This is a genomic window from Streptomyces sp. NPDC002537 (assembly GCF_053594975.1).
In genome coordinates this window covers 1-20,201 of record NZ_JBSFWT010000075.1, presented here as the reverse complement: position 1 = coordinate 20,201, position 20,201 = coordinate 1, and the positions used below count along the sequence as shown (strand labels likewise).

The window sequence follows — 20,201 nt, the reverse complement described above, 5'->3', positions numbered from 1 at the left end:
GTGCACATGCGATTGGGTGAAGAGGTCCCTCAAAGGCCCATCCGAGCCGATAGGGTTCGGGCAGTGACACCCAGACGTGCTGGTCCGGGATGCTCGCGACAGGTCGGTCACCCCTGCGGTGAGTCCGACTGGGGCGCGGCCCTCGGCACGCCGGGACCGGCCGCGCCCATGGCCGGGCTCTCCGAAATCCGGGAGCTCGACCATCGTGGGCTACGCCCACCCGGAAGAACGGCGCGACGATGGGTCGTCACCGTAAGAAGACGAACGACTGTGCCCTCCTCAGGGCCGGTCTCCGCTGGGCGCTCCGCCTGGTGATCGCCGTTGTTTCGGCGATCGCGAGTGCGGTTGTCCGGTGGTGGCTGGAGGTGAGGCACAAGCTGTAGCCCCCGCCGGGAAGGACCTGGCGGGGACAACGGCAGTTGTTCCTCTTCGGGGTCCGTCATCACGCCCTTGACGGCGGACTCCGCACCCGTATCGCAGGGTGCGGTTCCACCGTAGCGCACCGGGCAGTGCGCAGTCCGGTGCGCACATCGTCCGCCAGAGGCCAGGGGCGGCAGAAGGCCGCGTGCTCACAGGAGGCCGCAGGCACCCAGTACGGCCGCCACCGTCGCCTTGCCGCCCGCCACCGCCGACGGCAAGGCGCTCGGCACGATGTGCCCCGCCGAAGGGTCGAACTCGCCCATGATGACGCCCGCGTGGTCGCTCACCGGCTCCTCCAGGTCCACCGGCCAGCCGTGGCCGTTGAGGGCGGCCGCGAACTCGCGGGAGTAGCGGACGTCCATCGGGACGTCCTCCGTGCCGTGCACCAGCCGTACCGGTACCGGGGCGGCGAGCCGTGCCGCCAGGTCGTCGAGCGGGGCCGAACCCGTGGTGCGGGCGGGCCAGTCGTAGCGGCCCGCGATGCCGACGACGGCGTGGGGGCGCCAGCCGTCGAAGAGGTCGGGCCGGGTCGCCAGGCCCACCGCCGCGCCCGCGCCCCCGGACCAGCCCGCGACGACGAGGGGGCTGCCGACGGCCTCCCGGCGTGCGTGCTCCAGGGAGGCCAGCAGGTGCGCCCGGCCGCGGTCCGGCTCGTCGGAACGCCAGTCCGGCACCAGTACGACGGCACCGGCCGAGGAGATCGCCTCGGCCACGGGCCGGAGGACCGCTCGTTCGTCCGGGCCGACGCCGTGCCAGAACAGCACGGTGGGGTGGGGGCCCGCGGTGCCGGGGCGGTGGATGTCGACGGCCTGGCCGTTCGGCAGGCGACGGGACTCGGGGGTCACGGGTGGCTCCTTGCTCTGATCGGTCCGTAGGGCGTCATGCGGCGGAAAGTCCGTCGTGCCGTTCCGGCACGGGGATGCCCGCGTCGTCCAGCAGGCCGGCGCGGGCGATGAGATAGCCGAGCTGGGCGCGGCCCCGGCTGCCCAGCATGTCGGCGGCCTTCTTGACGTGGGCGGACACCGCCCGGGTGCTGATGACCCCGGACGACGAGTTCGAGCACCGCCCGCCGGGTCGCGTGGGTGAGCACCTCGGAGCCGCGCAGGCCCTGCACATTGCTCTCCTCCTGCATGGGTTTCGCGCGTTCCCATACGTACTCGAAGTGTTTCAGCAGGTACTGGACGATACCCGGGTCCTGGATCACGAGGGCGGCCGTGCGGCGCGACTGGTGACCGGGGATGAAGGCGATCTTCCGATCGCTCTGGCAGCGCACCCGGGGCGAGGCGGAGGAGGACGCCGCGGGCACCGCGCTCTACGCGCAGGTGGTGCCGCAGGCCGGCTATGTGATGCCGAAGGTCGGCGGCTACGAGCACGTGGGCGCCCGGTTCCGTTTCCGGGGCGGCACAACACGCGAGGTGGAGAAGTCCATTCTGGCCACTGCCGACCAATTCGCCCTGGAATGCACTGAGGTTGAATGAGCGGGTCGCACGGGTGACCGGGGACTTCCGTCACCGGCCCGGGAAAGGAACTGCATGATCAGCCTGCACGCGTTCATCGGCATGGCGGCCGTCGCCCTCGGTATGGTCCTCACCCCCGGCCCCAACATGATGTACCTGGTGTCGAGATCGGTGACCCAGGGGCGCAAGGCCGGAATGGTCTCCCTGCTGGGCGTCGCCGCCGGGTTCCTCGTCTATCTCCTGGCCGCGATCGCGGGCATCGCCACCCTCTTCAGCCTGGTGCCCGCCGTCTACACCACGGTCAAGCTGGCGGGCGCCGTCTACCTCGCCTACCTGGCCTGGAACGCCCTCAGGCCCGGCGGGGTCTCCGCCTTCGCCCCCAAGCCCCTGCCGCCGGACCCGCCGCGCAAGCTCTTCACCATGGGGCTGGTCACCAACCTCCTCAACCCCAAGATCGCCATCCTCTACATCTCGGTGCTGCCGCAGTTCGTCGACCCCGGCAAGGGCCATGTGCCGCTGCAGAGCCTGCTCCTCGGGCTCACCCAGATCGGCATCGCGATCACGGTCAACGGGCTGATCGCCCTGACCGCCGGCTCGATCGCCGGGTTTCTCAAGCAGCGCCCGCGGTGGCTGCGGATGCAGCGCTATGTGATGGGCACGATGCTCGCGGGCATCTCCATACGCGTCGCCACCACCTGAAGTCCCGCCGCCCGCACGGCAGTAGCGCCGTGCGGGCGCGCCCTTCCTGCCTTTCTATCCGTTTGCACTACGGCCAGCGGAGACAACCGATGTTTCGCGTAACGTGGAGTGGGCGGTGTCCACCCCCAGCCGCGTCGCCGTCCCGTGGCTGCCGGAGCTGCGCGCGCTGACCGTACGGCTCCTCGACGCCGTCGGGCTCATCGAGGGGCCCTCGCACAGCGAGTTCGTCCTCACCCCGGACGGCCCGCGCGTGCTGGAGTCGCACGCGCGCCTCGGCGGGCACGCCCTGCCGGAGCTGGTGCGCCGCGCCTTCGGCCTCGACCTGGCCCGCATGATGCTGACCGTGCCGCCGTGCTCCGGCCGTCAGGCGGCGGAAGCCACGTAGGACGCGGAACGCGAGGAGACCACGCGGTAGGTGTTGGCCGCGGACGACACCGTCATGGCGCGGGCCCGGTCCCGGGACGCGCGGATGTCGAGCGGCCACTGCTCCTCGGGCACCTTGTGGAACCCCCAGTAGGCGTCCTCGCTGTCCCACTGCGCGTAGTTGACGACGAACGTGCCGTCCAGGCCGCGCAGCACGCTGTGGGTGCGGTACCCCTGCAACAGGTCGACCCACTCGTCGCGCGGACGGGTCAGCTCCGCGATGAGCTCACCCTGGTTCTCCGGTGCCACGCCCATGACCGCGATCCCCGTGAAGTCGTCCCGCGACGGGGACAGTTCGACGCGTTCGTCGTCGGGAGAGGCGTTCTGGGACGAGACCACCTTCCCCGTCAGCAGAGTGGCGCCGGTGATCAGCCCGCGCAGAGCCGGCTGCGACTCCCACCGGCGGGCGGCGGTGGCGTAGTGCGCCTCCATCTCCTCGGCGCTGCTCCACTGGGTGAAGTCGGCCGCGCCGGGGCGGCCGATGCCGGCGTGGACGGTGGAGGAGACCCAGCCGGGGGAGTCCGTGGCGCCGGTGCCCTCCCGCAGGGCCGCGACCAAACGCTCTTGATCGTCCCGGGTTTCGGTGGTGAACAGCTCGATGGCGGTGAAGTGACCGTTGCCGGGGTTGATGAGGACCATGATTCCCTTTCCGGGTGCGATTCCGTCCGGACGGACGGCCGTTCGGTGGTGCGGTGACACGGTCCGTTCAGGCGGCGCAGGCAGGCAGGGCGCCGTGGAAGGTGACCATGTCCGAGAACAGTTCCTCGATGTCGAGACGGTGGCCGGGCACGGCGCCCCGGGCCTCGGCGAAGGCGCGATGGAGGTTGGGCACCAGACGCTCGCTGTCCAGCAGCGCGGCGAACTCGCCCAGGTCCGCCTCCCGCGCCGTGCCGAGCGGGGAAAGACCGGCGGCCAGCCCCTGAGCGGCCAGCCCCTGGACCCACCGCAGGTACGCGGCGGTGGTGTCGAGGAGTTCGGGGCCGCCGACCGGGCCGTGTCCGGGGACGACGACCCGGGGCGCCAGGCCCCGCAGCTTCTCGATGACGTCGAGCGAGCCCGCGAGCGAGCCGGTGAGACAGAACGGCGTGGCACCGGACATCACGATGTCCCCGGTGAACAGCACGCGCTGCTCCGGCAGCCAGACCACCGTGTCGTTCGTGGTGTGGGCGACGCCGAGGTGCATCAGCTCCGCCGTCACGTCCCCGAGGTGGAGCGTGACCGGGTCGCGGAAGGTCAGGCCGGGCAGCTCGACGGCGATGTCGCCCCAGCAGACGTCGGGCCAGAGGCCGGTCAGGTGCAGCCCCGCCAGGTCCATCTCGGCGCGCGTGGCCTCGTGCGCCACGACGACCGCGTGCTCGGCGAAGAGCCGGTTGCCGAAGGTGTGGTCGCCGTGCGGATGGGTGTTGACCACGTAGCGGGGCGCGTGCGGGGTCACGCCGCGGACCGCCTCCCGCAGGGCCTCGGCGCGGGCGTACGTGGCCGCCGTGTCGATGAGCGCGGGCCGGTCGCCGGCGGTGATGAGACCCGCGTTGTTGAGGCACCAGCCGCCGTCGGGCTGGATGTAGGCATGGACGTCCTCCGCCACTTCGTGCAGGCGCGCGGCTGAAGGGGAGAGATCGGGCACGTAGGTCTCCTGGGTGCGAAGGCGACTGCCGTGGCAGGCCCTCATGGTGTGTGCGCCAGTGCCGGGACGGCGGCGGGCCGGGTGAAGGCGCGGTGGTAGTAGACCATCGGCTCGGCGGTGCCCACGTGGACGGACTCCACCCGGCCGATCAGGATGCTGTGGTCGCCGCCGTCCAGGACGTCGTGCAGGGCGCAGTCGAGCCGGGCCGTCGCATCGGGCAGTCCGGGCAGGCCGGACTCGCACGGTTCCATCGGACCGCCGCCGAACTTGTCGTGCCCGGACCGGGCGAAGCGGCCCGCGACGGCGGCGTGCTCCGGTGTCAGGACGTTGACCAGGAACCGCTCCGCCGAGACGAACGCGTCGTGGCAGGAGGCCGACTTGGCCGGGCAGACGAGAACCAGCGGCGGGTCCAGTGACAGCGAGGTGAAGGAGCTGGCGGTGAAGCCCCAGCGGCGTCCGGCCGGGTCCACCGTGGTGACGATGGTGACCGGGGCGGGTACACGCGCCATGGCGTCGGTGAACTCGGCGGGGTCGATGGTGGGCAACGGTCCTCCTGACTGTGGGATGGGCGAAGCGGCTGCCGCGGCCTCGGCGCGGGCCCCGGCCGCGCGCCGCCGGGACGGTCGGCGTCCGGGGCGGGGCCCGGCGTCAGGCGGCGGAGCGGACCACCATGGCGGAGTTGAAGCCGCCCCGGCCCCGGGCGAGGACCAGCGCCGTGCGCAGCTCGGCGGGCCGTGCCTCGGTGACCAGCGCCACCGGGCAGTCCGCGGCCGTTCCGGTCACGTTGCGGGTCGGGGGGATGACCTGGTCGCGCAGGGCGAGCAGCGCGGCGGCCAGGTCCAGGGACGCCCCGCCCGCCGCGAGCCGCCCGGTCATGGTCTTGGGCGCCGTCACGGGGACGCCGTGCGCACCGAAGATGCCCGCGATGGCCTCCGCCTCCGTCCGGTCGGCCGCGCGCTCCCCGGCCGCGTCGGCGAACACCACGTCGACCTCCTGCGGGCTCACTCCCGCGTTGTCCAGGGCGAGTTCGGCGGCGGCGCGCAGCCGGCTGCCGCCCCCGGTGCCGGGTGCCGGGTCGAACGTCGCGGCGTAGCCCTCGACCGCTCCGTACACCTGGGCGCCCCGCCGTGCCGCGTGGTCCGCGTTCTCCAGGACGAGCAGCGCTCCGCCCTCGCCGGCCACATGGCCGTCGGCGTCGGGGGAGAAGGGCAGGAACGCCCGGTCGGGGTCGTCGCTCGTGCTCAGCCCGTCGGCGGCCAGGTGGGCGGCCCATCCCCACGGGCACAGGGCGGAGTCCACGCCCCCGGTGATCAGCAGCTGGACGCCCTTGCGCAGTTGGCGGCGCGCCTGGGCCACCGCGTCGAGTCCACCGGCCTGCTCGGTGACGAGCACGCCGCTGGGGCCGCGCAGATTGTTCTTGATCGATATCTGGCCGGTGTTGACGGCGTAGAACCAGGCGAAGGACTGGTACGCGCTGACGTGCCGGCCGCCCTTGCTCCACAGCGCCTGCAGCTCGCGCTGGCCGAATTCGAAGCCCCCGGCGGACGAGGCCGTGATGACGCCGCCCGCGTACTCGGGCAGTTCGGCGGGGTCCACTCCGGCGTCGGTCAGAGCCTCCTGCGCCGCGGTGAGCGCGAGCCGGGTCATGTGGTCGGTCTGCGGCAGCAGCCGGCTCGGGACGTGCTCGGCGGGGTCGAAGCCCGGCACCTCCCCGGCGAGCGTGGCCGGGTACTGCGCCGGGTCGAAGCGCGTGACGCGGCGGATGCCGCTCTCGCCGCGCAGCACGGCCTGCCACCAGGCGTCGGTGCCCAGGCCGTTCGGGGCGGTGACGCCGATGCCCGTGACCACGGACGCGGCGGTCGGGGCGGTGCTGCCGGACGCGGGCCGGGGCGTGGTGGCGGTGGTCATGCGGCATCTCCCAGGCGGGGGCGGGTCAGGATCACGGCACTCTGGAAGCCCCCGAAGCCGCTGCCGACGCTGAGGACGGTGTCCGTGCGCTGCTCGCGGGCGACGAGGGGGGTGTAGTCCAGGTCGCAGGCGGGGTCCGGGGTGTGCAGGTTGGCCGTGGGCGGCACGGTGTTGTGCTCGATGGCCAGGGCGCTGGCGGCGACTTCCAGGGAGCCGATGGCGCCGAGCGAGTGGCCGATCATGGACTTGATGGAGCTGACCGGCACGTCGTACGCGTGCTGTCCGAGGCTGCGCTTGAAGGCCGCGGTCTCGTGGCGGTCGTTCTGCTTGGTGCCCGAACCGTGGGCGTTGACGTAGTCGATGGCGGTGGGGTCGAGCCGCGCCTCGTCCAGGGCCACGGTGATGGCCTCCGCCATCTCCCGGCCGTCGGGGCGCAGTCCCGTCATGTGGTAGGCGTTGCAGCGGCTGGCGAACCCGGAGATCTCGGCGTAGACGTGGGCACCGCGGCGGCGCGCGCTCTCGAACTCCTCCAGGACGAGCACGGCCGATCCCTCGCCGAGTACGAAGCCGTTGCGGGAGGCGTCGAAGGGCCGGGACGCGGTCTCCGGCTCGTCGTTGCGCGGCGAGGTGGCCTTGATGGCATCGAAGCAGGCGACGGTGATGGGTGAGATCGGGGCCTCGGTGGCCCCGGCGATCATCACGTCGGCGCTGCCCTCGCGGATCAGCTCGACCGCGTGGCCGATGGAGTCGAGGCCCGAGGTGCAGCCGGTGGAGACCAGGGAGACCGGTCCCTGGGCACCGGTCCGCCAGGCCACCTCGGCCGCCATCGAGCTGGGCACGAAATAGTCGAAGAGGTGCGGGACGGCCAGCGTGTGGTCGACCTGCCAGGTGCTGCCGCCCCGGCTCACGGCGTCGTACTCGGTGTCCAGACTCGTGGTGCAGCCGACCGCGCTGCCGAGCGTGACGCCGGTGCGGGTGGGGTCGAGCTCGGAGGTGGCGAGCCCGCTGTCGCGCAGCGCCTCGTCGGCGCTGACGATCGCGAACTGGGCGGCTCTGTCCAGCCGCCGTGCCTCCTCCTCGGTGAAACCGTGGGCGAGGGCGTCGAAATCCGCCTCCGCCGCGATGCGCGAACGGAAGGGAGAGGCGTCGAAGAGACTGATGGCGCGGGTCGCGGTGGTGCCGGAGGTGAGCTGGGACCAGAACTCCTTGGTGCCCACACCTCCGGGTGCGACCACGCCGATTCCCGTGATGACGACGCGTCGGCTCATTGGGGTGTCCTTCACAGATCGATCCTTCGGCCGTGCCGGCAGCACGGCGCGGTAGCGACCGTCCTCGACGGCGCTGGAGAACCGCTCGACGCGGGCTCGTCGAGGCCGGTTCGAGCCGACGACGAACGGGGGGGAGCACCGTGCCCCCATGAAGATTCTGTTTGTGGCAGGCGGCACGTCGGGCGTCATCTTCTCCCTCGTCCCGCTGGCCCAGGCCGCCAGGAACGCCGGTCACGAGGTGGTGATGACGGCTCCGGAGGACTGCATGCGCGTCATCAACGGGGCAGGCGTCCCGGGGCATGCGGTGACCTCGAAGACGATGAAGGACTTCCTCTACGACCGGCGCGGTGTGTTCCAGTCCATCCCGGAGGATCTGCACGAGCGCTACCTGTTCAACGGCCGGTGCTTCGGCCGGTACGCGGCCGCCTGCCTCGACGGGCTCAAGGCGCTCATCGACCGCTGGCGGCCGGACGTGGTGGTGGGCGGCGCGCTCGCCTTCGCCGGACCGCTCGCCGCCGCCTACGCGGGCGTGCCCTATGTGAAGCATGCCGTCGACATGGGCGAGCCGCGCACGATCGACCTCGCGGCGGCGGCCGAACTCGGTCCGGAACTGGAGAGCCTGGGCCTGTACGAGCCGCCCGGCGCACGCCTGTTCATCGACACCTGCCCGCCGTCGCTGCGCACGGCCGACGCGCCGCCCGCGCGGCTGATGAGGTACGTCCCCTACACGGCACAGCGTCCCCTGCAGCCCTGGATGTTCACCAAGGGGGAGCGGGCCCGGGTACTGGTCAGCGCGGGCAGCCGGGTCACCCGCGAGTCGGACTTCGGGATCCTGTCCGGCCTGGTGGAGAAGGTGGCCGCGCTCGATGCGGAGGTCCTGGTCGCGGCGCCGGACAGCGTCGTGGAGGAACTGGGGCCGCTGCCGGAGAACGTGGTCGCCGGCTGGATACCGCTCGATGCGGTGGCCCGCACCTGCGACCTGGTGGTGAGCCACGCGGGCGGCAACACCGTGCTGGGCGGCATGGCGGCCGGGGTGCCCCAGGTCCTGATTCCCTACCTGCCCTACGTCACGGGCTACACGGAGCGGCTGGACGCGTACGGGGCGGCGAAGATGGTGCGCCCCGAGGACGACTCCCCGGAGAACATCGCCGAGGCCTGCCGGGAGGTGCTGGAGGACGGAACCTACCGCGACCGGGCACGCGAGGTCGCCGCCGAGATGGCCCAACTGGCCCTGCCCGCCGAGGTGGTGGGCGACCTGGAGGCGCTGGCCGGGTGAACGGTCCGTCCGGCCTGTGCGGGGTGCCGTCCCCCCGGTGGAGGGGCGGCACCCCGCGGCGGCGCTGCCGCTAGCCGTCGATGCCCAGGCGCCGCACGGCCTCGGTGAACATCTCCGCGGTGTCCGGGAGGGCGTTCACACCGTCGAGGTAGCAGGCTCGGGCGGCCGCCAGCCGATCGCGCTCCACCGGGTCGTACAGCAGGCGTTCGAGGCCGTCGACGACGGCGCGCTCGTCCAGGATCTCGGCACGCGAGAGGCTCTCGGTGAACGGGTTGTCCTCCAGCAGGGGGCGCAGGACCTCGTTCCAGCGCAGTGGCCACATGTGGAAATCGGGCAGTGGGCCGGGGTGGTCGGCCAGCCAGCCGCGGACGGCGGGGCCGATCCCGCCCAGCGCGGTGTCCAGGCCGGTGAGGTCCGCCGCCCCGGCCACGGGATGGTTGTTCACGGCCAGCATGCCCGGTACGTCCGCGAGGACGGCCCGCTCCAGCGCATAGCTCGGCAGGTGGAAGGAGAACACTCCGTCGGCCGCGGCGAGCAGCCGGTGGTATTCCTGCGCCGTGCAGTCGGGACGGTGGTGCACGCGCTCCGACGGCAGACGGCCGAAACCGTCGAACATCGGCCCGGTCATGAGGAAGTGGGTGTCGTCCGGCAGCAGCCCCAGGTAGTGGCCCAGCAGCTCGGGCAGCCGCGTGGCCAGCTCACGGGTCGGTTCCGCCGCGTGCACCTGCATCAGCTGCTGCCAGGGCAGCGTCGGCACCATCAGGAGCCGCTGTCCGTCCCCCAGGCCGGCGGACCGGCGGACCTCGGCGCGGGCCGCCGCCGTCGCCGGGCGGATCGTACGGTTCGCCCGGTAGGGAAGGCCCCGGCCCGAGGCGGTGACCCGCGGGCGGTTCATGGGGACCGGCAGCAGCTGCACCGGCATGCGCAGCAGGTTGTCGTCGACCTCCATGGTGGTGCCCAGGATCTCGACGCGGCGGCTGGTGCTCTCCAGGTCGTACAGGTCGAGCGGGATGACGGGCAGCCCCAGTTCCTCCACGAACCACGGGTCGGTCCGGTAGCCGACCTTGAAGGTCATCCAGTGCGCCAGATAGTCGACCAGGACGATCGCGTCCGGCCGGAACTCCCTGACGACATCGGTGACGACGTCGCGTACACCGTCACCGAGCTCCGGTTCCACCAGCGTGTACGGCGTCTGTGCCGCGCGGAGCTGCGCCTCGTTGTACGGGTTGACCACGAAGTGGCTCGTGACACCGGCGTCGGCCAGCTGCTCCGCGAGGTCGAGGCCGATGGTCACCTCGTGCAGGGTCTTGGCGAGAGCGGCGAGGAAGAGAAGACGCATGGTCACTTCCCCGGGCGTCGCGCGTCGACGGCCTTGCGCAGGGCGGCCGCGACCGTCCGGACATCGTCGTCGGACAGCCCCGGGTGCAGCGGAAGACACAGGGTGCGGTCCGCGGCGGTGTCGGAGCCCGGCAGCACCTGGTCCTGCGCCCCGTAGGCCGCGACCTTGTGCAAGGGGGCGTAGCGGACGGTGGTGTAGATGCCCGCGGCGAGGAGCTCGCCCGCCACCTCGTCACGCACGGCCGCGTCCATCTGGACCCAGTAGAAGTAGTAGGTGGACGCGTGCCCCCCGGGCAGCGGCGGGGGCGTCTCGATGCCTTCGGCGCCCGCCAGCTCGCGGTCGTAGAGCTCGGTGATCTGCCGGCGGCGCGCCACGAACCCGGGGAGGCGGCGCAGCTGCACCCGGCCGATCGCCGCGGTCAGGTCGTTGCCGATGACGCGGCGGCCGATCTCGGGGACGTCCAGCTCCCACCAACGGTGCGAGACCTTGGCGTGGCCGAAGCCGCTGGACTGGGTGAGGCCGTGGTAGGCGAGGCGGCGCGCCCGTGCGGCGACCTGCGGATCGCGGGCGTACAGCATGCCGCCGTCCCCCGTGACCAGCACCTTCATCGCGTCGAAGCTCCACATGGCCACATCGCCGAGGGTGCCCACCGCCTTGCCGCCCACGCGGGAGGCGACGGAGCAGGCGGCATCCTCGACCAGGGTCACGCCCCGCTCGCGGCACAGCCGTGCGATGGCCTCGATGTCGCCGGGGAAGCCGCCGTAGTGGAGCGCGATCACCGCCTTGGTGCGCGGGGTGAGCGCGCTCTCCACGTGGGCTGCCGTCGGGTTGAGGGTGCGGGGATCGACGTCGCAGAACACCGGGCGGGCCCCGGCGGCGAGCACGGCGTTCGCGGCCGCGAGGAAGCTTGCCGAAGGGAGCACCACCTCGTCCCCTTCCCGGAGGTCCAGGCACTCCAGGGCCAGGAAGAGCCCGGCCGTACCGGAGTTGAGGAAGACGACCTGTTCGGCCGGCACCCCGAGGTGGTCGGCGAACTCCGACTCGAACGCCTTGGTGCGCGGGCCGTGGCCGAGCCATTTGTCGGCGAACACCTCGGCCACGGCTGCCAGTTCCTCGTCGCCGGTCTGCGGTTGGAACAGATGTATCACGGTGGTCCCCTCTGAGCCGGACTGATGGCCGCGATTGTCCGCACGCGGGCTCGACGGGGGTTCGAGGGCCGCTGGAACACCCCGGGCCACCCGCCGTGGAGGCCGCCTCTAGCCGCCTTCGAGAGGCACTGAGCAGCGTGTGCGGCATCGGACTTTCCCCGGAGCGAGGTATCTGGTCATGACGACGTACGAATCCAAGACGGCCGACGAAGTGGGCGAGTACTTCGACGACCGCAGCTGGCTGTTCGGCCTGAACGGCTTCAACCTGCACATCGGCTACTTCGACGACGAGGCACCGGGCACCGACCCCAAGGAGCGCCACACCGAGGTGATGATCGAGGCCGCGGAGCTGACGGCCGGATCCCGTCTCCTCGATGTCGGCTGTGGTTTCGGCCGTCCCGCCGTCCGGGCCGCCCAGGTGACCGGCGCGCGGGTCGTGGGCGTCAACGTGAGCGCCGAGCAGGTCCGGCAGGGCGAGAAGCTCGCCGCGGAGGCCGGGGTCACCGGGCAGGTCACGTTCGAGCAGGCGGACGGTATGGCGCTGCCGTACCCGGACCGTTCCTTCGACGCGGTGTGGGCCTCCGAGGCCATCATGTATATGTCCGACCGGCCGAAGGCGCTCCGGGAGATCGCCCGCGTGCTGGTCCCCGGCGGCCGCTTCGTCCTCTCGGACTACGCGGAGCGGACCGTCCTGTCGGCGGAGCAGCGGGCCGCCCTGCAGGAGGGCTTCACCGTCGAGGCGCTGCCGACCCTGGACGGCTACCGGCAGTTGCTCCTCGACGCCGGGTTCGAGATCGGCCGGTTCGAGGACGCGACCCCCCATCTGCACCGGTCCGCGGCCCGCATCCCCGAGGTGCTGGACGAGAAGTACGCCTACATCGCCGAGCGCGGTGGCCAGGAGTTCGCGGACGGGTTCAAGGCGATGCTGTCCAAGGTCGGCGTGCTGGAGAGCCAGGTGCTCGGCTATGTGATCGCCGTGGGCCGGAAGTCCGAGGCGTAGGTCCATGTCAGATCTGGACCGGCGGGCCGCCTCCGGCGAGGGGCGGTCCGCGCTCGGCTCCCGCCTCCCGACCCTGACCGGCATGCGCTTCGTGGCGGCGCTGCTGGTGTTCGTCTGCCACGCGGCCGTCTACGGGATCTTCGACGACCAGGCGCTCGGCTCGTGGCTGGTCACCTATGTCTCCAAGCTCGGCTTCGTCGGCGTGGGGTTCTTCTTCGTCCTCAGCGGCTTCGTCCTGACCTGGTCGGCCCGGGACACCGACCGGCCGCTGACGTTCTGGCGGCGGCGCCTGGCGAAGATCTACCCCAACCACCTGGTGACCTGGGCGGCGGGGCTGGCCCTGATGGTCTGGATCGGCGGCTACGCGGCGACGGCCGACAACACGGTGGCCTCGTTCTTCCTGGTCCAGGCCTGGTTCCCGGTGGAGGACGTCCTCTTCGGTACCAACGGCCCGAGCTGGTCGCTGTCGGCGGAGCTGCTGTTCTACCTGTCGTTCCCCTGGCTGGTGCGCTGGATCCGGAAGATCCCCGCGGCCGGGCTGTGGTGGTGGGCCGGACTGCTCCTCGCGGGCGTCGTGGCCGTCGCCGCGGTCTCGCGGCTGCTGCCGACGGACCCGAAGATGCCGTACTACCCCATCTCCTGGCACCAGTACTGGTTCGTCTACTGCCTGCCGCTGACCCGGCTGCTGGAATTCGCCCTCGGCATCGTGATGGCCCGGATCGTCAGCACGGGGCGCTGGATCCCCCTGAGCCTGAACGCCGCGCTGTTCACGCTGGTGCCCGGCTACGCCCTGACCGTCTGGCTTCCCGACGCGTACGGCATCGTGGCGCCGACCGTGCTCCCGCTCGCGCTCGTCGTGGCCGCCGGTGCCGCGGCCGACCTGGAAGGCCGCCGTTCCTGGCTTCGCGGCAAGGTGCCGGTGCTGCTGGGGGATCTGTCCTTCGCCTTCTACATGGTGCACATGCTGGTGATGACGTACGGCCCGATGGGCCGCGTCCCGGGGCGTACCTGGAGCACCCTGCCCGCCCTCGGCATGATCGCCCTGACGTTCGCGCTCACGCTCGCGGTGGCCTGGGGCCTGTACCGCGGTGTGGAGATCCCGGCCATGCGCCGGCTCGGCGGCTCGCGCCGCAAGGAGCGGTCCGGCTCCCACCGCCCGGACCCCGTACTCACCGAGACGAGGAGCTGAAGATGGACCTGGGACTCAAGGACCGCACCGTGATCGTCACGGGGGCGTCCGGCGGCATGGGGCGGGAGATCGCCCGCGCCTTCGGCGCCGAGGGCGCCCATGTCGTCGTCGGCTACCGGGCGCGGCCGGGCGACGCCCATGCCACGGCCGAGGAGGTCACGGCCGCCGGAGGAAAGGCCTTCGCGGCCCCTTACACCCTGGGCGACCCGGCGTCGGCCATGGCACTCAGGGACACGGTCCTCGACCGGACCGGCCGGATCGACGTGCTGGTCAACAACGCGCTGCGCCCGTTCGGGTTCCGCCCGCCCGGCGACCGGTTCGAGGACGTCGAGGACGACTGGCGCGGGAAGCTGCGCGACAACGTCGAGGGCGCCATGGACCTGACCCGGCTGGTCGCGCCCGGCATGCGGGAACGTGGCTGGGGCCGGATCGTGCACCTGTCGTCGAGCCTGGTGGACGAGGGGGCCCTGGAGACCGACGAGGGCCGGATCGGAGCGGAGTTCTACGCCGCGGCGAAGGCGGCGCTCCACGGCTTCTCCCGGAGCACGGCCTTCAGCCTGGGACGTGACGGGGACATCCTGTCCAACGTCGTGGTGCCCGGTCTCACCCGCACGTTCCGGAACGAGGAGCGCATGGCCGCCAGTTCGGGCATCGTGAACCGCTACGCAGCGCGCTCCCCGCTCGGACGGCTGCTGGACGCGGCGGAGGTCGCCCGGACCGTGGTGTTCCTCGGCTCCGCCGCCAACACGGGCATCACCGGCCAGGACATCCACGTCACCGGTGGCGCCTGACGCGGAACGGCACACGGGTGAAGGGGGGCGGCTCGCTCGGAGCCGCCCCCCTTCACCCGTGCCGGGCCGTCCGCTTCCTCACCAGCTCAGACCGCCGTTGACCTCCAGCACATGGCCGTTGACGTACGAGCCGCTGTCTGCCGCGAGATAGAGGGCGGCGCCGGCGACCTCGTCCCCTCTGCCCATGCGCCCCAGTGCCACCTTCGGCTCGTAGAGCCGCCACACCGCCTCGTTCCGCTTGAGCAGTTTGCCCATGCCCTCGTCGATGAAGCCCGGCGAAAGGCAGTTGACGGTGATGCCCTTCGGCGCCAGCTCCAGCGCGGCGACCTTGGTGAACATCTCGACCGCGGCCTTGCTCACGCAGTACCCCGCCGCGCCCCGGGTGGGCCGGCTGCCCAGGGCGGAGGAGAGGGTGATGATCCTGCCCGCCTCGCTGCGCTCCAGGTGCGGTACGGCCGCCTGGACGCAGTGGAAGAGGCCGTTGACGTTGGTGTCGACCGAGGCGGCCCAGTCGTCGGCGGACAGTTGTGCCACCGGTCCCGGGCGGCTCACGCCCGCGTTGGCCACCACGATGTCGATCGCCCCGAACCGCTCGGCGGCGGCCGTCATCAACGTGCGTACCGAGGCCGCGTCCCGCACGTCGGCCTGCTGGAACACCGCCCGTTCCCCGAACGGCGCCAGTGCCCCGGCGGCCTGCTCCGCGTCGCGGCCCGCCGCGACCACCCGGGCCCCCGCGGCGACGAACACCTCGGTGATCCGGAGCCCCAGTCCCTTGGTGCCGCCGGTGACGACGGCGACTCTGCCCTTCAGTTCCACCTGTAACCCCTGCTCCCCATAGGACGGTTCATGGGGCGCAGCCTGTGCTGCGGCGGTCTCACCTCGCTCAAGAGCCGTTCGAGTGCGCTGTTCGAGCGGTCTTCCAGGGCTCGTCCCTAGCGTTCTCACGCTGCCCGTCGGAGGCAGCCCGAACGTGGAGGAAAGCCTTGATCCGCAAGACCGCAGTGCGCCGAACCGGTGTCGTCGTGTCCCTCGTTCTGGCCGGTGCGACGGCCGCGTCCGTCCCGGCGTCCGCCGCCCCGGCGTCGGTCCCCTTCCTGTGCCGGGTGCAGGAGAACGGCCAGTGGAGCCAGTACGGGAGCAACCGTGCCTTCGACGTCACCGCCCCTGCCACGGTGCACCCGAACGAGCGCTTCACCGTGAAGTACGGCCAGGGCACGCTCACCCTCAACCCGGCCTATCAGAAGGAGGTCCGGGACATGGCCGTCAAGGTGAAGCTGCCCAGCGGCACCCGGCTCGTCGGATACCACCTGTCGGGCGGCAAGAACCTGGGCGACTCCCGGCAGTCCGTGGTGGTCGACGGCGACCAGCTGACGCTGAAGGCCAGCGGCCCGTTCTACGGCGGCCAGACCTTCGAACTGCCCGCGATCGAGGCGCAGGTGACGGCTCCGGCCACGGGAACCCTGGTCACCTCGGCGGGTGGCACCGGCTTCGACGACCCGGGTCTGTCCCTGCGGACGCTCGACACGGCGATCAACGACTTCAAGCCCGCCCAGTGCTACCCGGACCCGGCCAAGCCGGTGCAGCTGTCCAGCACGCAGGTCCGCTGACCCCCGGCCCCGGGTACCGGACGGGCGGATGCCGTCCGGTGCCCGGGGCAGTGACCACTCACCAGAAAGGCGGCCCGGATGGGCAGCGAACTCCGTGCGGACCTCTATGTGACCGCGGAGCTGTATGCAGGGATCGAGCAGTTCTACGCCCGCCAGATGGGCCTGCTCGACCAGGGGCGGGCGGAGGAGTGGGCCGCCACCTTCACCGAGGACGCCGTCTTCCAGGACGCCGCCGCGCCCGACCGGCCGGCCGTCGGGCGCTCGGTGCTCGGCGCCCTGGCCCGGGGGCACCGGGACCGGCTCGTCGCGGAGCGGACCGACTTCCGGCACTGGACCGGCATGCTCGACGTCCGCCCGCAGCCGGACGGCAGCCTGCACACCCGTACCTACGCGCTCACCCTGCGCACGGGCCTGAACCAGCCGCTCGACATCACCGCCAGCGTGGTGTGCCGGGACCGGCTCGTCAGCCTCGACGGCCGCTGGCTGGTGCGCCACCGCAGCCTGCGGCGCGACGGCACCGCCGCCGCGGCCGGGCCCCGACCGTAAAGATCAAGCCGTAAATCAGGCCAGGTCATCAAGGGCATTGACCTCAACTTGAGTTGAGGTTTTACCTTCCCTTTGAGCTTCTCGCAACGGGCTCACCGATCATCAAGTGATTTTTCTGGAGAGGGTGTTGGCAATGAAGGCTGCCGGTTTCCACGCGTTCGGCGGACCGGAGGTCCTGGAGCTCATCGAGGTCCCTGCCCCCGAGGCCGGCCCCGGTGAGGTGCGGGTCCGGGTGAAGGCGGCCGGTGCCCAGCCGACCGACTGCGCCGTGCGCGCGGGCTGGAACCCGCCGGGCTTCACGATCACCTTCCCGCACATCACCGGCGGTGACTTCGCCGGTGTCGTGGACCAGGTGGGCGAGGACGTGACCGGCTTCGCACCGGGCGACGAGGTGCTCGGCTACCGCACCCAGCTCACCTACGCCGAATACGTCGTCGTGCCGGCCGACCAGATCGTCGCCAAGCCCGCCGGTGTGCCGTGGGAGGTCGCCGGCTGCCTGTCCGCCTCCGGGCAGACGGCGCACACGGCGATCGAGCTGCTCCGGGTCGCCGAGGGCGAGACCGTACTGATCAACGGCGGCGCGGGCGGGGTGGGCACCGTCGCGGTGCAGCTGGCGGTGCGCCGGGGTGCCAAGGTGATCGCCACGGCGCAGGAGGACAACCACGCGTACCTGCGTGAGCTGGGCGCCGTGCCCGTCACCTACGGCGAGGGCCTGATCGACCGCGTCCGGGCCGCCGCACCGGAGGGGATCGACGCGGCCCTCGACACGGCGAGCGCCGACGGCCTGCGCGTGGCCGCCGAGCTGGTGGCGGACAAGGACCGGGTCGGCACCATCTTCGCCCACGAGGCGTTCGCGGAGCTCGGCGTGCGCTGGATCGGCAGCCAGCGCTCCGCCGCCCGGCTGGCCGAACTCGCGGACCTGGTCGCGAAGGGCGAGCTGCGCATCCACATCCGCACGACCTTCCCGCTGGCCGACGCGGCCGTGGCGCACCAGGAGCTGGAGCGTGGTCACGGCCGGGGCAAGGTCGTCCTGCTGACCGACTGAGCACCCGTGGCCGGCCCGCGCGACGGGCCGGCCACGGCCGACCACCGCCCCCGACCGCCCTTGCCGAAGACGAATATGAGGTTCCGTCATGTCCAGTAACCCGCTGAAGGTCGCCGTGCTGCTCGGCAGTGTCCGCACGGGACGCTTTGCGGACAAGATCGCCGAGTGGTTCCTGGCCCAGGCCCGCCGCCGTGGCGACATGGAGTTCCGGCTCATCGACCTGTCCGAGCCGGCCCTCGTGGAGGAGCTGAAGCTCACGCTCGACCCCGCGGGGCCGTCCGCCGACGGCGCCCGCCTCGCCGAGCGCATCGGCTGGGCCGACGCCTATGTGGTGATCACGCCGGAGTATAACCACGGCTACCCGGCCTCTCTCAAGCTCGCCGTCGACTACGTCTACAGCGAGTGGCGCGCCAAGCCCGTGGGCTTCGTCTCCTACGGCGGCATGGCGGGCGGCCACCGTGCCGTCGAGCAGCTGCGGCAGGTGTTCGCCGAGCTCCACGCCGTCACGCTGCGCGACACCGTGAGCTTCCACAACGCCTGGGAGCGCTTCGACGACGAGGGCCGGCCGTACGACGAGGAGACCACCGCGAAGGCGGCCACCGTGCTGCTGGACCAGCTCGCCTGGTGGGGGATCACCCTGCGCGAGGGCCGCGCGGTCCGCCCGTACGAGGCCTGAGCCGTGAGCGAGGTACGCGACCCGGCGAAGGCTCCCGGCACGCCGGACAACCGGGCGATCATGATGATCATCGTGGGGCTGATGCTCGGGCTGATGCTCTCCGCCCTGGATTTCGTGATCGTCTCGGCGTCCATGCGGACGATCGCCGACCAGCTGCACGGCCAGACTCTGCAGGCGTGGGCCACCACGGCGTACCTTGTCACCGCGACGATCGCGACGCCGCTGTTCGGCAAGCTCTCCGACCTCTACGGCCGCAAGCGCCTGTACATGGCGTCGATCGTGATCTTCCTGGCCGGGTCGCTGCTGTGCGGCCTGGCGACGTCGATGTACCAGCTCGCGGCGTTCCGCGCCGTGCAGGGCGTCGGCGGTGGCGGACTGGCCGCGCTCGCGTTCGCCATCATGGGCGACATCCTCACCCCCGAGCTGAGGGCCCGCTACCAGATCTATTTCTCGTCGGTCTCCGCCGTCGCCGGTGTGGCGGGCCCGCCTGTCGGCGGTCTGTTCGCCAGTGCCGACACCCTGCTGGGCGTCGACGGCTGGCGCTGGGCGTTCCTGATCAACATCCCGATCGGCATCCTCGCCCTGCTCGTGGTCGGCCTGCTGTTCAAGATGCCCGGCAAGCGCCGGGAGCAGCGCGTCGACTACCTGGGGGCGGTGTGGCTCGTGGTCTGCCTCGGGCCGTTCCTCGTGGTGGCGGAACAGGGCCGGCACTGGGGCTGGGGCTCGCCCCTGTCGCTGTCGATGTTCGCCGTGGGACTGGCCGGGCTCGTGCTGTTCGTCGTGACGGAGCGCAGGATGGGCGACGCGGCCGTCATCCCGATGCGCCTGTTCCGCGAGCGCGTCTTCGCGGTGATCAACGCGGTCAATGTGATCGTCGGGGTCGGCGTGTTCGGGTCGCTGATCTTCCTGCCGCTCTACCTCCAACTGGTCAAGGGGCAGTCTCCCGGCGATGCGGGCCTCATGCTGATCCTTCAGACGGCGGGCGTGCTGTCGACCAGCCGCGGCTTCAGCAAGGTGATCAACAGGTCGGGCCGGTACCGCGCGTTCCTGCTCCTCGGGCTCGGGCTGGTGTCCGGCACCCTGTTCCTGCTGGCCACCCTTGACGCGGGGTCGTCGCTCTGGCTGGTCGGAGCGCTGATCTATCTGCTCGGCGCGGGCGTCGGCATCTGCTTCCCCGTCACCCTGCTCGCGCTGCAGAACAACTCCCGCAAGGAGGACATGGGTGTGTCCAGCGCCGCGTACTCCTTCTTCCGGGGCATCGGCGGCGCGGCCGGCACGGCGCTGTTCCTCTCCGTCATGTTCTCGCTGGCCAACTCCCGGATCGGGGAAGCCGTCAGGGGCGCCATGAACGGCGAACAGTTCCGCGCGGCGGTCACCGACCCCGCCGTGACCGGCAATCCGGCCAACCGGCAGGTCCTCGACATGGTCAACAGCGGCGGCACGATCGACCTGGACGACACCTCGTTCCTGCTGCACGCGGACCAGCGCATCGCCGCACCCGTCATCAGCGGCATCGCCGACGCGATGAGCACGGTCTTCCTGGCCGGCGCCGGGGTGATGCTGGTCGGGTTCCTGCTGGCCTTCCTGCTGCCCGGGGTGCCGGGACGGACCAGGGCAAGGCCGGTACGGGCGATGGCCGAACGGGCCGACGCCTGACGGCGGGACGTCCGGGACGGGCGGTGGAAACGGCTCGGGGCCCGGCGGACGGAAATCGTCCGCCGGGCCCAAACAGCTCCTGCCCGTCTACGACAAGCCGATGATCTATTACCCGCTGTCGGTGCTGAT

At 71.7% G+C, this 20,201-nt stretch carries 21 protein-coding genes and 1 pseudogene; 12 read left to right on the top strand and 10 right to left on the bottom strand.

The genetic code is table 11. The annotated features are described in order from the left end of the window. Positions 1-569: 569 nt before the first annotated feature. Both ACWD4A_RS27405 and ACWD4A_RS27400 read right to left on the bottom strand, forming a co-directional pair. Positions 570-1,265: an alpha/beta hydrolase family protein gene (locus ACWD4A_RS27405; RefSeq protein WP_451197987.1), complete on the bottom strand. Its 696-nt coding sequence runs from the start codon at positions 1,263-1,265 to the stop codon at positions 570-572. Positions 1,266-1,299: 34 nt separating this feature from the next. Next, entirely contained in the window at positions 1,300-1,443 is a 144-nt protein-coding gene (locus tag ACWD4A_RS27400) for a hypothetical protein (RefSeq protein ID WP_451197985.1), read from the bottom strand. A 215-nt stretch (positions 1,444-1,658) separates the two neighbouring features. Here ACWD4A_RS27400 and ACWD4A_RS27395 point away from each other — a divergent pair, with 215 nt between their 5' ends. From ACWD4A_RS27395 to ACWD4A_RS27385, 3 genes and pseudogenes are all read left to right on the top strand, one after another. Next, complete coding sequence (locus ACWD4A_RS27395; protein ID WP_451197984.1) at positions 1,659-1,898, top strand: hypothetical protein; 240 nt, start codon at positions 1,659-1,661, stop codon at positions 1,896-1,898. 54 nt (positions 1,899-1,952) lie between these two features. Then, complete coding sequence (locus tag ACWD4A_RS27390) at positions 1,953-2,576, top strand: LysE family translocator (RefSeq protein WP_451197983.1); 624 nt, start codon at positions 1,953-1,955, stop codon at positions 2,574-2,576. Between the two features lie 97 nt (positions 2,577-2,673). Continuing rightward, a pseudogene (locus ACWD4A_RS27385) lies at positions 2,674-2,925 on the top strand (ATP-grasp domain-containing protein); the annotation flags it as partial. 14 nt (positions 2,926-2,939) lie between these two features. Here the strand turns inward: ACWD4A_RS27385 and ACWD4A_RS27380 are convergent. The 5 genes from ACWD4A_RS27380 to ACWD4A_RS27360 all read right to left on the bottom strand — a co-directional run bounded on the left by ACWD4A_RS27380 (position 2,940) and on the right by ACWD4A_RS27360 (position 7,799). After that, complete coding sequence (locus tag ACWD4A_RS27380) at positions 2,940-3,638, bottom strand: antibiotic biosynthesis monooxygenase (protein WP_451197981.1); 699 nt, start codon at positions 3,636-3,638, stop codon at positions 2,940-2,942. Between the two features lie 67 nt (positions 3,639-3,705). Then, positions 3,706-4,623 (bottom strand): MBL fold metallo-hydrolase, encoded by a 918-nt coding sequence (locus ACWD4A_RS27375; protein ID WP_451197979.1) that lies wholly within the window; start codon positions 4,621-4,623, stop codon positions 3,706-3,708. Between the two features lie 41 nt (positions 4,624-4,664). Continuing rightward, positions 4,665-5,168 carry a flavin reductase family protein gene (locus ACWD4A_RS27370; protein WP_451197978.1) on the bottom strand — a complete coding sequence of 168 codons (504 nt, stop codon included), beginning with the start codon at positions 5,166-5,168 and terminating at the stop codon, positions 4,665-4,667. Between the two features lie 103 nt (positions 5,169-5,271). Beyond that, positions 5,272-6,531, bottom strand: a complete 1,260-nt coding sequence (locus ACWD4A_RS27365) for a ketosynthase chain-length factor (protein ID WP_451197977.1) — start codon at positions 6,529-6,531, stop codon at positions 5,272-5,274. Then, positions 6,528-7,799 (bottom strand): beta-ketoacyl-[acyl-carrier-protein] synthase family protein, encoded by a 1,272-nt coding sequence (locus ACWD4A_RS27360; RefSeq protein WP_451197976.1) that lies wholly within the window; start codon positions 7,797-7,799, stop codon positions 6,528-6,530. Before ACWD4A_RS27360 ends, ACWD4A_RS27365 begins: the two co-directional genes overlap by 4 nt. Before the next feature lie 148 nt (positions 7,800-7,947). On the opposite strand from ACWD4A_RS27360, the gene ACWD4A_RS27355 reads away from it, so the two are divergent. Next, a complete protein-coding gene (locus ACWD4A_RS27355) occupies positions 7,948-9,075 on the top strand; it encodes a glycosyltransferase (RefSeq protein WP_451197975.1) in 1,128 nt (375 codons plus the stop codon). Positions 9,076-9,145: 70 nt separating this feature from the next. On the opposite strand, the gene ACWD4A_RS27350 is transcribed toward ACWD4A_RS27355, so the two are convergent. Next, positions 9,146-10,414: a DUF6365 family protein gene (locus ACWD4A_RS27350; RefSeq protein WP_451197973.1), complete on the bottom strand. Its 1,269-nt coding sequence runs from the start codon at positions 10,412-10,414 to the stop codon at positions 9,146-9,148. A 2-nt stretch (positions 10,415-10,416) separates the two neighbouring features. Then, on the bottom strand, positions 10,417-11,562 hold the full coding sequence (locus ACWD4A_RS27345; RefSeq protein WP_451197971.1) for a DegT/DnrJ/EryC1/StrS family aminotransferase: 1,146 nt from the start codon (positions 11,560-11,562) through the stop codon (positions 10,417-10,419). Positions 11,563-11,740: 178 nt separating this feature from the next. Between ACWD4A_RS27345 and ACWD4A_RS27340 the strand changes: the two genes are divergently transcribed. The 3 genes from ACWD4A_RS27340 to ACWD4A_RS27330 are packed head-to-tail and all read left to right on the top strand — an operon-like array spanning position 11,741 to position 14,542. Next, the gene (locus ACWD4A_RS27340; protein ID WP_451197969.1) at positions 11,741-12,562 is read left to right on the top strand and encodes a class I SAM-dependent methyltransferase; all 822 of its coding nucleotides are present in this window, start codon (positions 11,741-11,743) and stop codon (positions 12,560-12,562) included. A 4-nt stretch (positions 12,563-12,566) separates the two neighbouring features. Continuing rightward, entirely contained in the window at positions 12,567-13,751 is a 1,185-nt protein-coding gene (locus ACWD4A_RS27335; RefSeq protein ID WP_451197968.1) for an acyltransferase family protein, read from the top strand. 2 nt (positions 13,752-13,753) lie between these two features. Then, positions 13,754-14,542, top strand: a complete 789-nt coding sequence (locus tag ACWD4A_RS27330; protein ID WP_451197966.1) for an SDR family NAD(P)-dependent oxidoreductase — start codon at positions 13,754-13,756, stop codon at positions 14,540-14,542. Between the two features lie 78 nt (positions 14,543-14,620). Here ACWD4A_RS27330 and ACWD4A_RS27325 read toward each other — a convergent pair whose 3' ends face one another. Beyond that, complete coding sequence (locus tag ACWD4A_RS27325; protein WP_451197964.1) at positions 14,621-15,358, bottom strand: SDR family NAD(P)-dependent oxidoreductase; 738 nt, start codon at positions 15,356-15,358, stop codon at positions 14,621-14,623. Between the two features lie 167 nt (positions 15,359-15,525). On the opposite strand from ACWD4A_RS27325, the gene ACWD4A_RS27320 reads away from it, so the two are divergent. The 5 genes from ACWD4A_RS27320 (at position 15,526) to ACWD4A_RS27300 (ending at position 20,072) form a co-directional block, all read left to right on the top strand. After that, a complete protein-coding gene (locus ACWD4A_RS27320) occupies positions 15,526-16,149 on the top strand; it encodes a hypothetical protein (protein WP_451197962.1) in 624 nt (207 codons plus the stop codon). A 78-nt stretch (positions 16,150-16,227) separates the two neighbouring features. Continuing rightward, positions 16,228-16,695: a nuclear transport factor 2 family protein gene (locus ACWD4A_RS27315; protein ID WP_451197961.1), complete on the top strand. Its 468-nt coding sequence runs from the start codon at positions 16,228-16,230 to the stop codon at positions 16,693-16,695. A 133-nt stretch (positions 16,696-16,828) separates the two neighbouring features. Beyond that, positions 16,829-17,740 carry an NADP-dependent oxidoreductase gene (locus ACWD4A_RS27310; protein ID WP_451197959.1) on the top strand — a complete coding sequence of 304 codons (912 nt, stop codon included), beginning with the start codon at positions 16,829-16,831 and terminating at the stop codon, positions 17,738-17,740. Between the two features lie 88 nt (positions 17,741-17,828). Continuing rightward, positions 17,829-18,416 (top strand): NADPH-dependent FMN reductase, encoded by a 588-nt coding sequence (locus ACWD4A_RS27305; protein WP_451197957.1) that lies wholly within the window; start codon positions 17,829-17,831, stop codon positions 18,414-18,416. Between the two features lie 3 nt (positions 18,417-18,419). Next, on the top strand, positions 18,420-20,072 hold the full coding sequence (locus ACWD4A_RS27300) for an MFS transporter (protein ID WP_451197955.1): 1,653 nt from the start codon (positions 18,420-18,422) through the stop codon (positions 20,070-20,072). Positions 20,073-20,201: the final 129 nt, after the last annotated feature.

What these genes read in the sequence shown, in the direction of transcription:
- ACWD4A_RS27305 (WP_451197957.1), top strand. Translation starts at nt 17,829, where the DNA reads ATGTCCAGTAACCCGCTGAAGGTCGCCGTGCTGCTCGGCAGTGTCCGC.
- ACWD4A_RS27380 (WP_451197981.1), bottom strand. Translation starts at nt 3,638, where the DNA reads ATGGTCCTCATCAACCCCGGCAACGGTCACTTCACCGCCATCGAGCTG.
- ACWD4A_RS27315 (WP_451197961.1), top strand. Translation starts at nt 16,228, where the DNA reads ATGGGCAGCGAACTCCGTGCGGACCTCTATGTGACCGCGGAGCTGTAT.
- ACWD4A_RS27365 (WP_451197977.1), bottom strand. Translation starts at nt 6,531, where the DNA reads ATGACCACCGCCACCACGCCCCGGCCCGCGTCCGGCAGCACCGCCCCG.
- ACWD4A_RS27330 (WP_451197966.1), top strand. Translation starts at nt 13,754, where the DNA reads ATGGACCTGGGACTCAAGGACCGCACCGTGATCGTCACGGGGGCGTCC.
- ACWD4A_RS27360 (WP_451197976.1), bottom strand. Translation starts at nt 7,799, where the DNA reads ATGAGCCGACGCGTCGTCATCACGGGAATCGGCGTGGTCGCACCCGGA.
- ACWD4A_RS27350 (WP_451197973.1), bottom strand. Translation starts at nt 10,414, where the DNA reads ATGCGTCTTCTCTTCCTCGCCGCTCTCGCCAAGACCCTGCACGAGGTG.
- ACWD4A_RS27340 (WP_451197969.1), top strand. Translation starts at nt 11,741, where the DNA reads ATGACGACGTACGAATCCAAGACGGCCGACGAAGTGGGCGAGTACTTC.
- ACWD4A_RS27355 (WP_451197975.1), top strand. Translation starts at nt 7,948, where the DNA reads ATGAAGATTCTGTTTGTGGCAGGCGGCACGTCGGGCGTCATCTTCTCC.
- ACWD4A_RS27390 (WP_451197983.1), top strand. Translation starts at nt 1,953, where the DNA reads ATGATCAGCCTGCACGCGTTCATCGGCATGGCGGCCGTCGCCCTCGGT.
- ACWD4A_RS27395 (WP_451197984.1), top strand. Translation starts at nt 1,659, where the DNA reads ATGAAGGCGATCTTCCGATCGCTCTGGCAGCGCACCCGGGGCGAGGCG.
- ACWD4A_RS27335 (WP_451197968.1), top strand. Translation starts at nt 12,567, where the DNA reads ATGTCAGATCTGGACCGGCGGGCCGCCTCCGGCGAGGGGCGGTCCGCG.
- ACWD4A_RS27310 (WP_451197959.1), top strand. Translation starts at nt 16,829, where the DNA reads ATGAAGGCTGCCGGTTTCCACGCGTTCGGCGGACCGGAGGTCCTGGAG.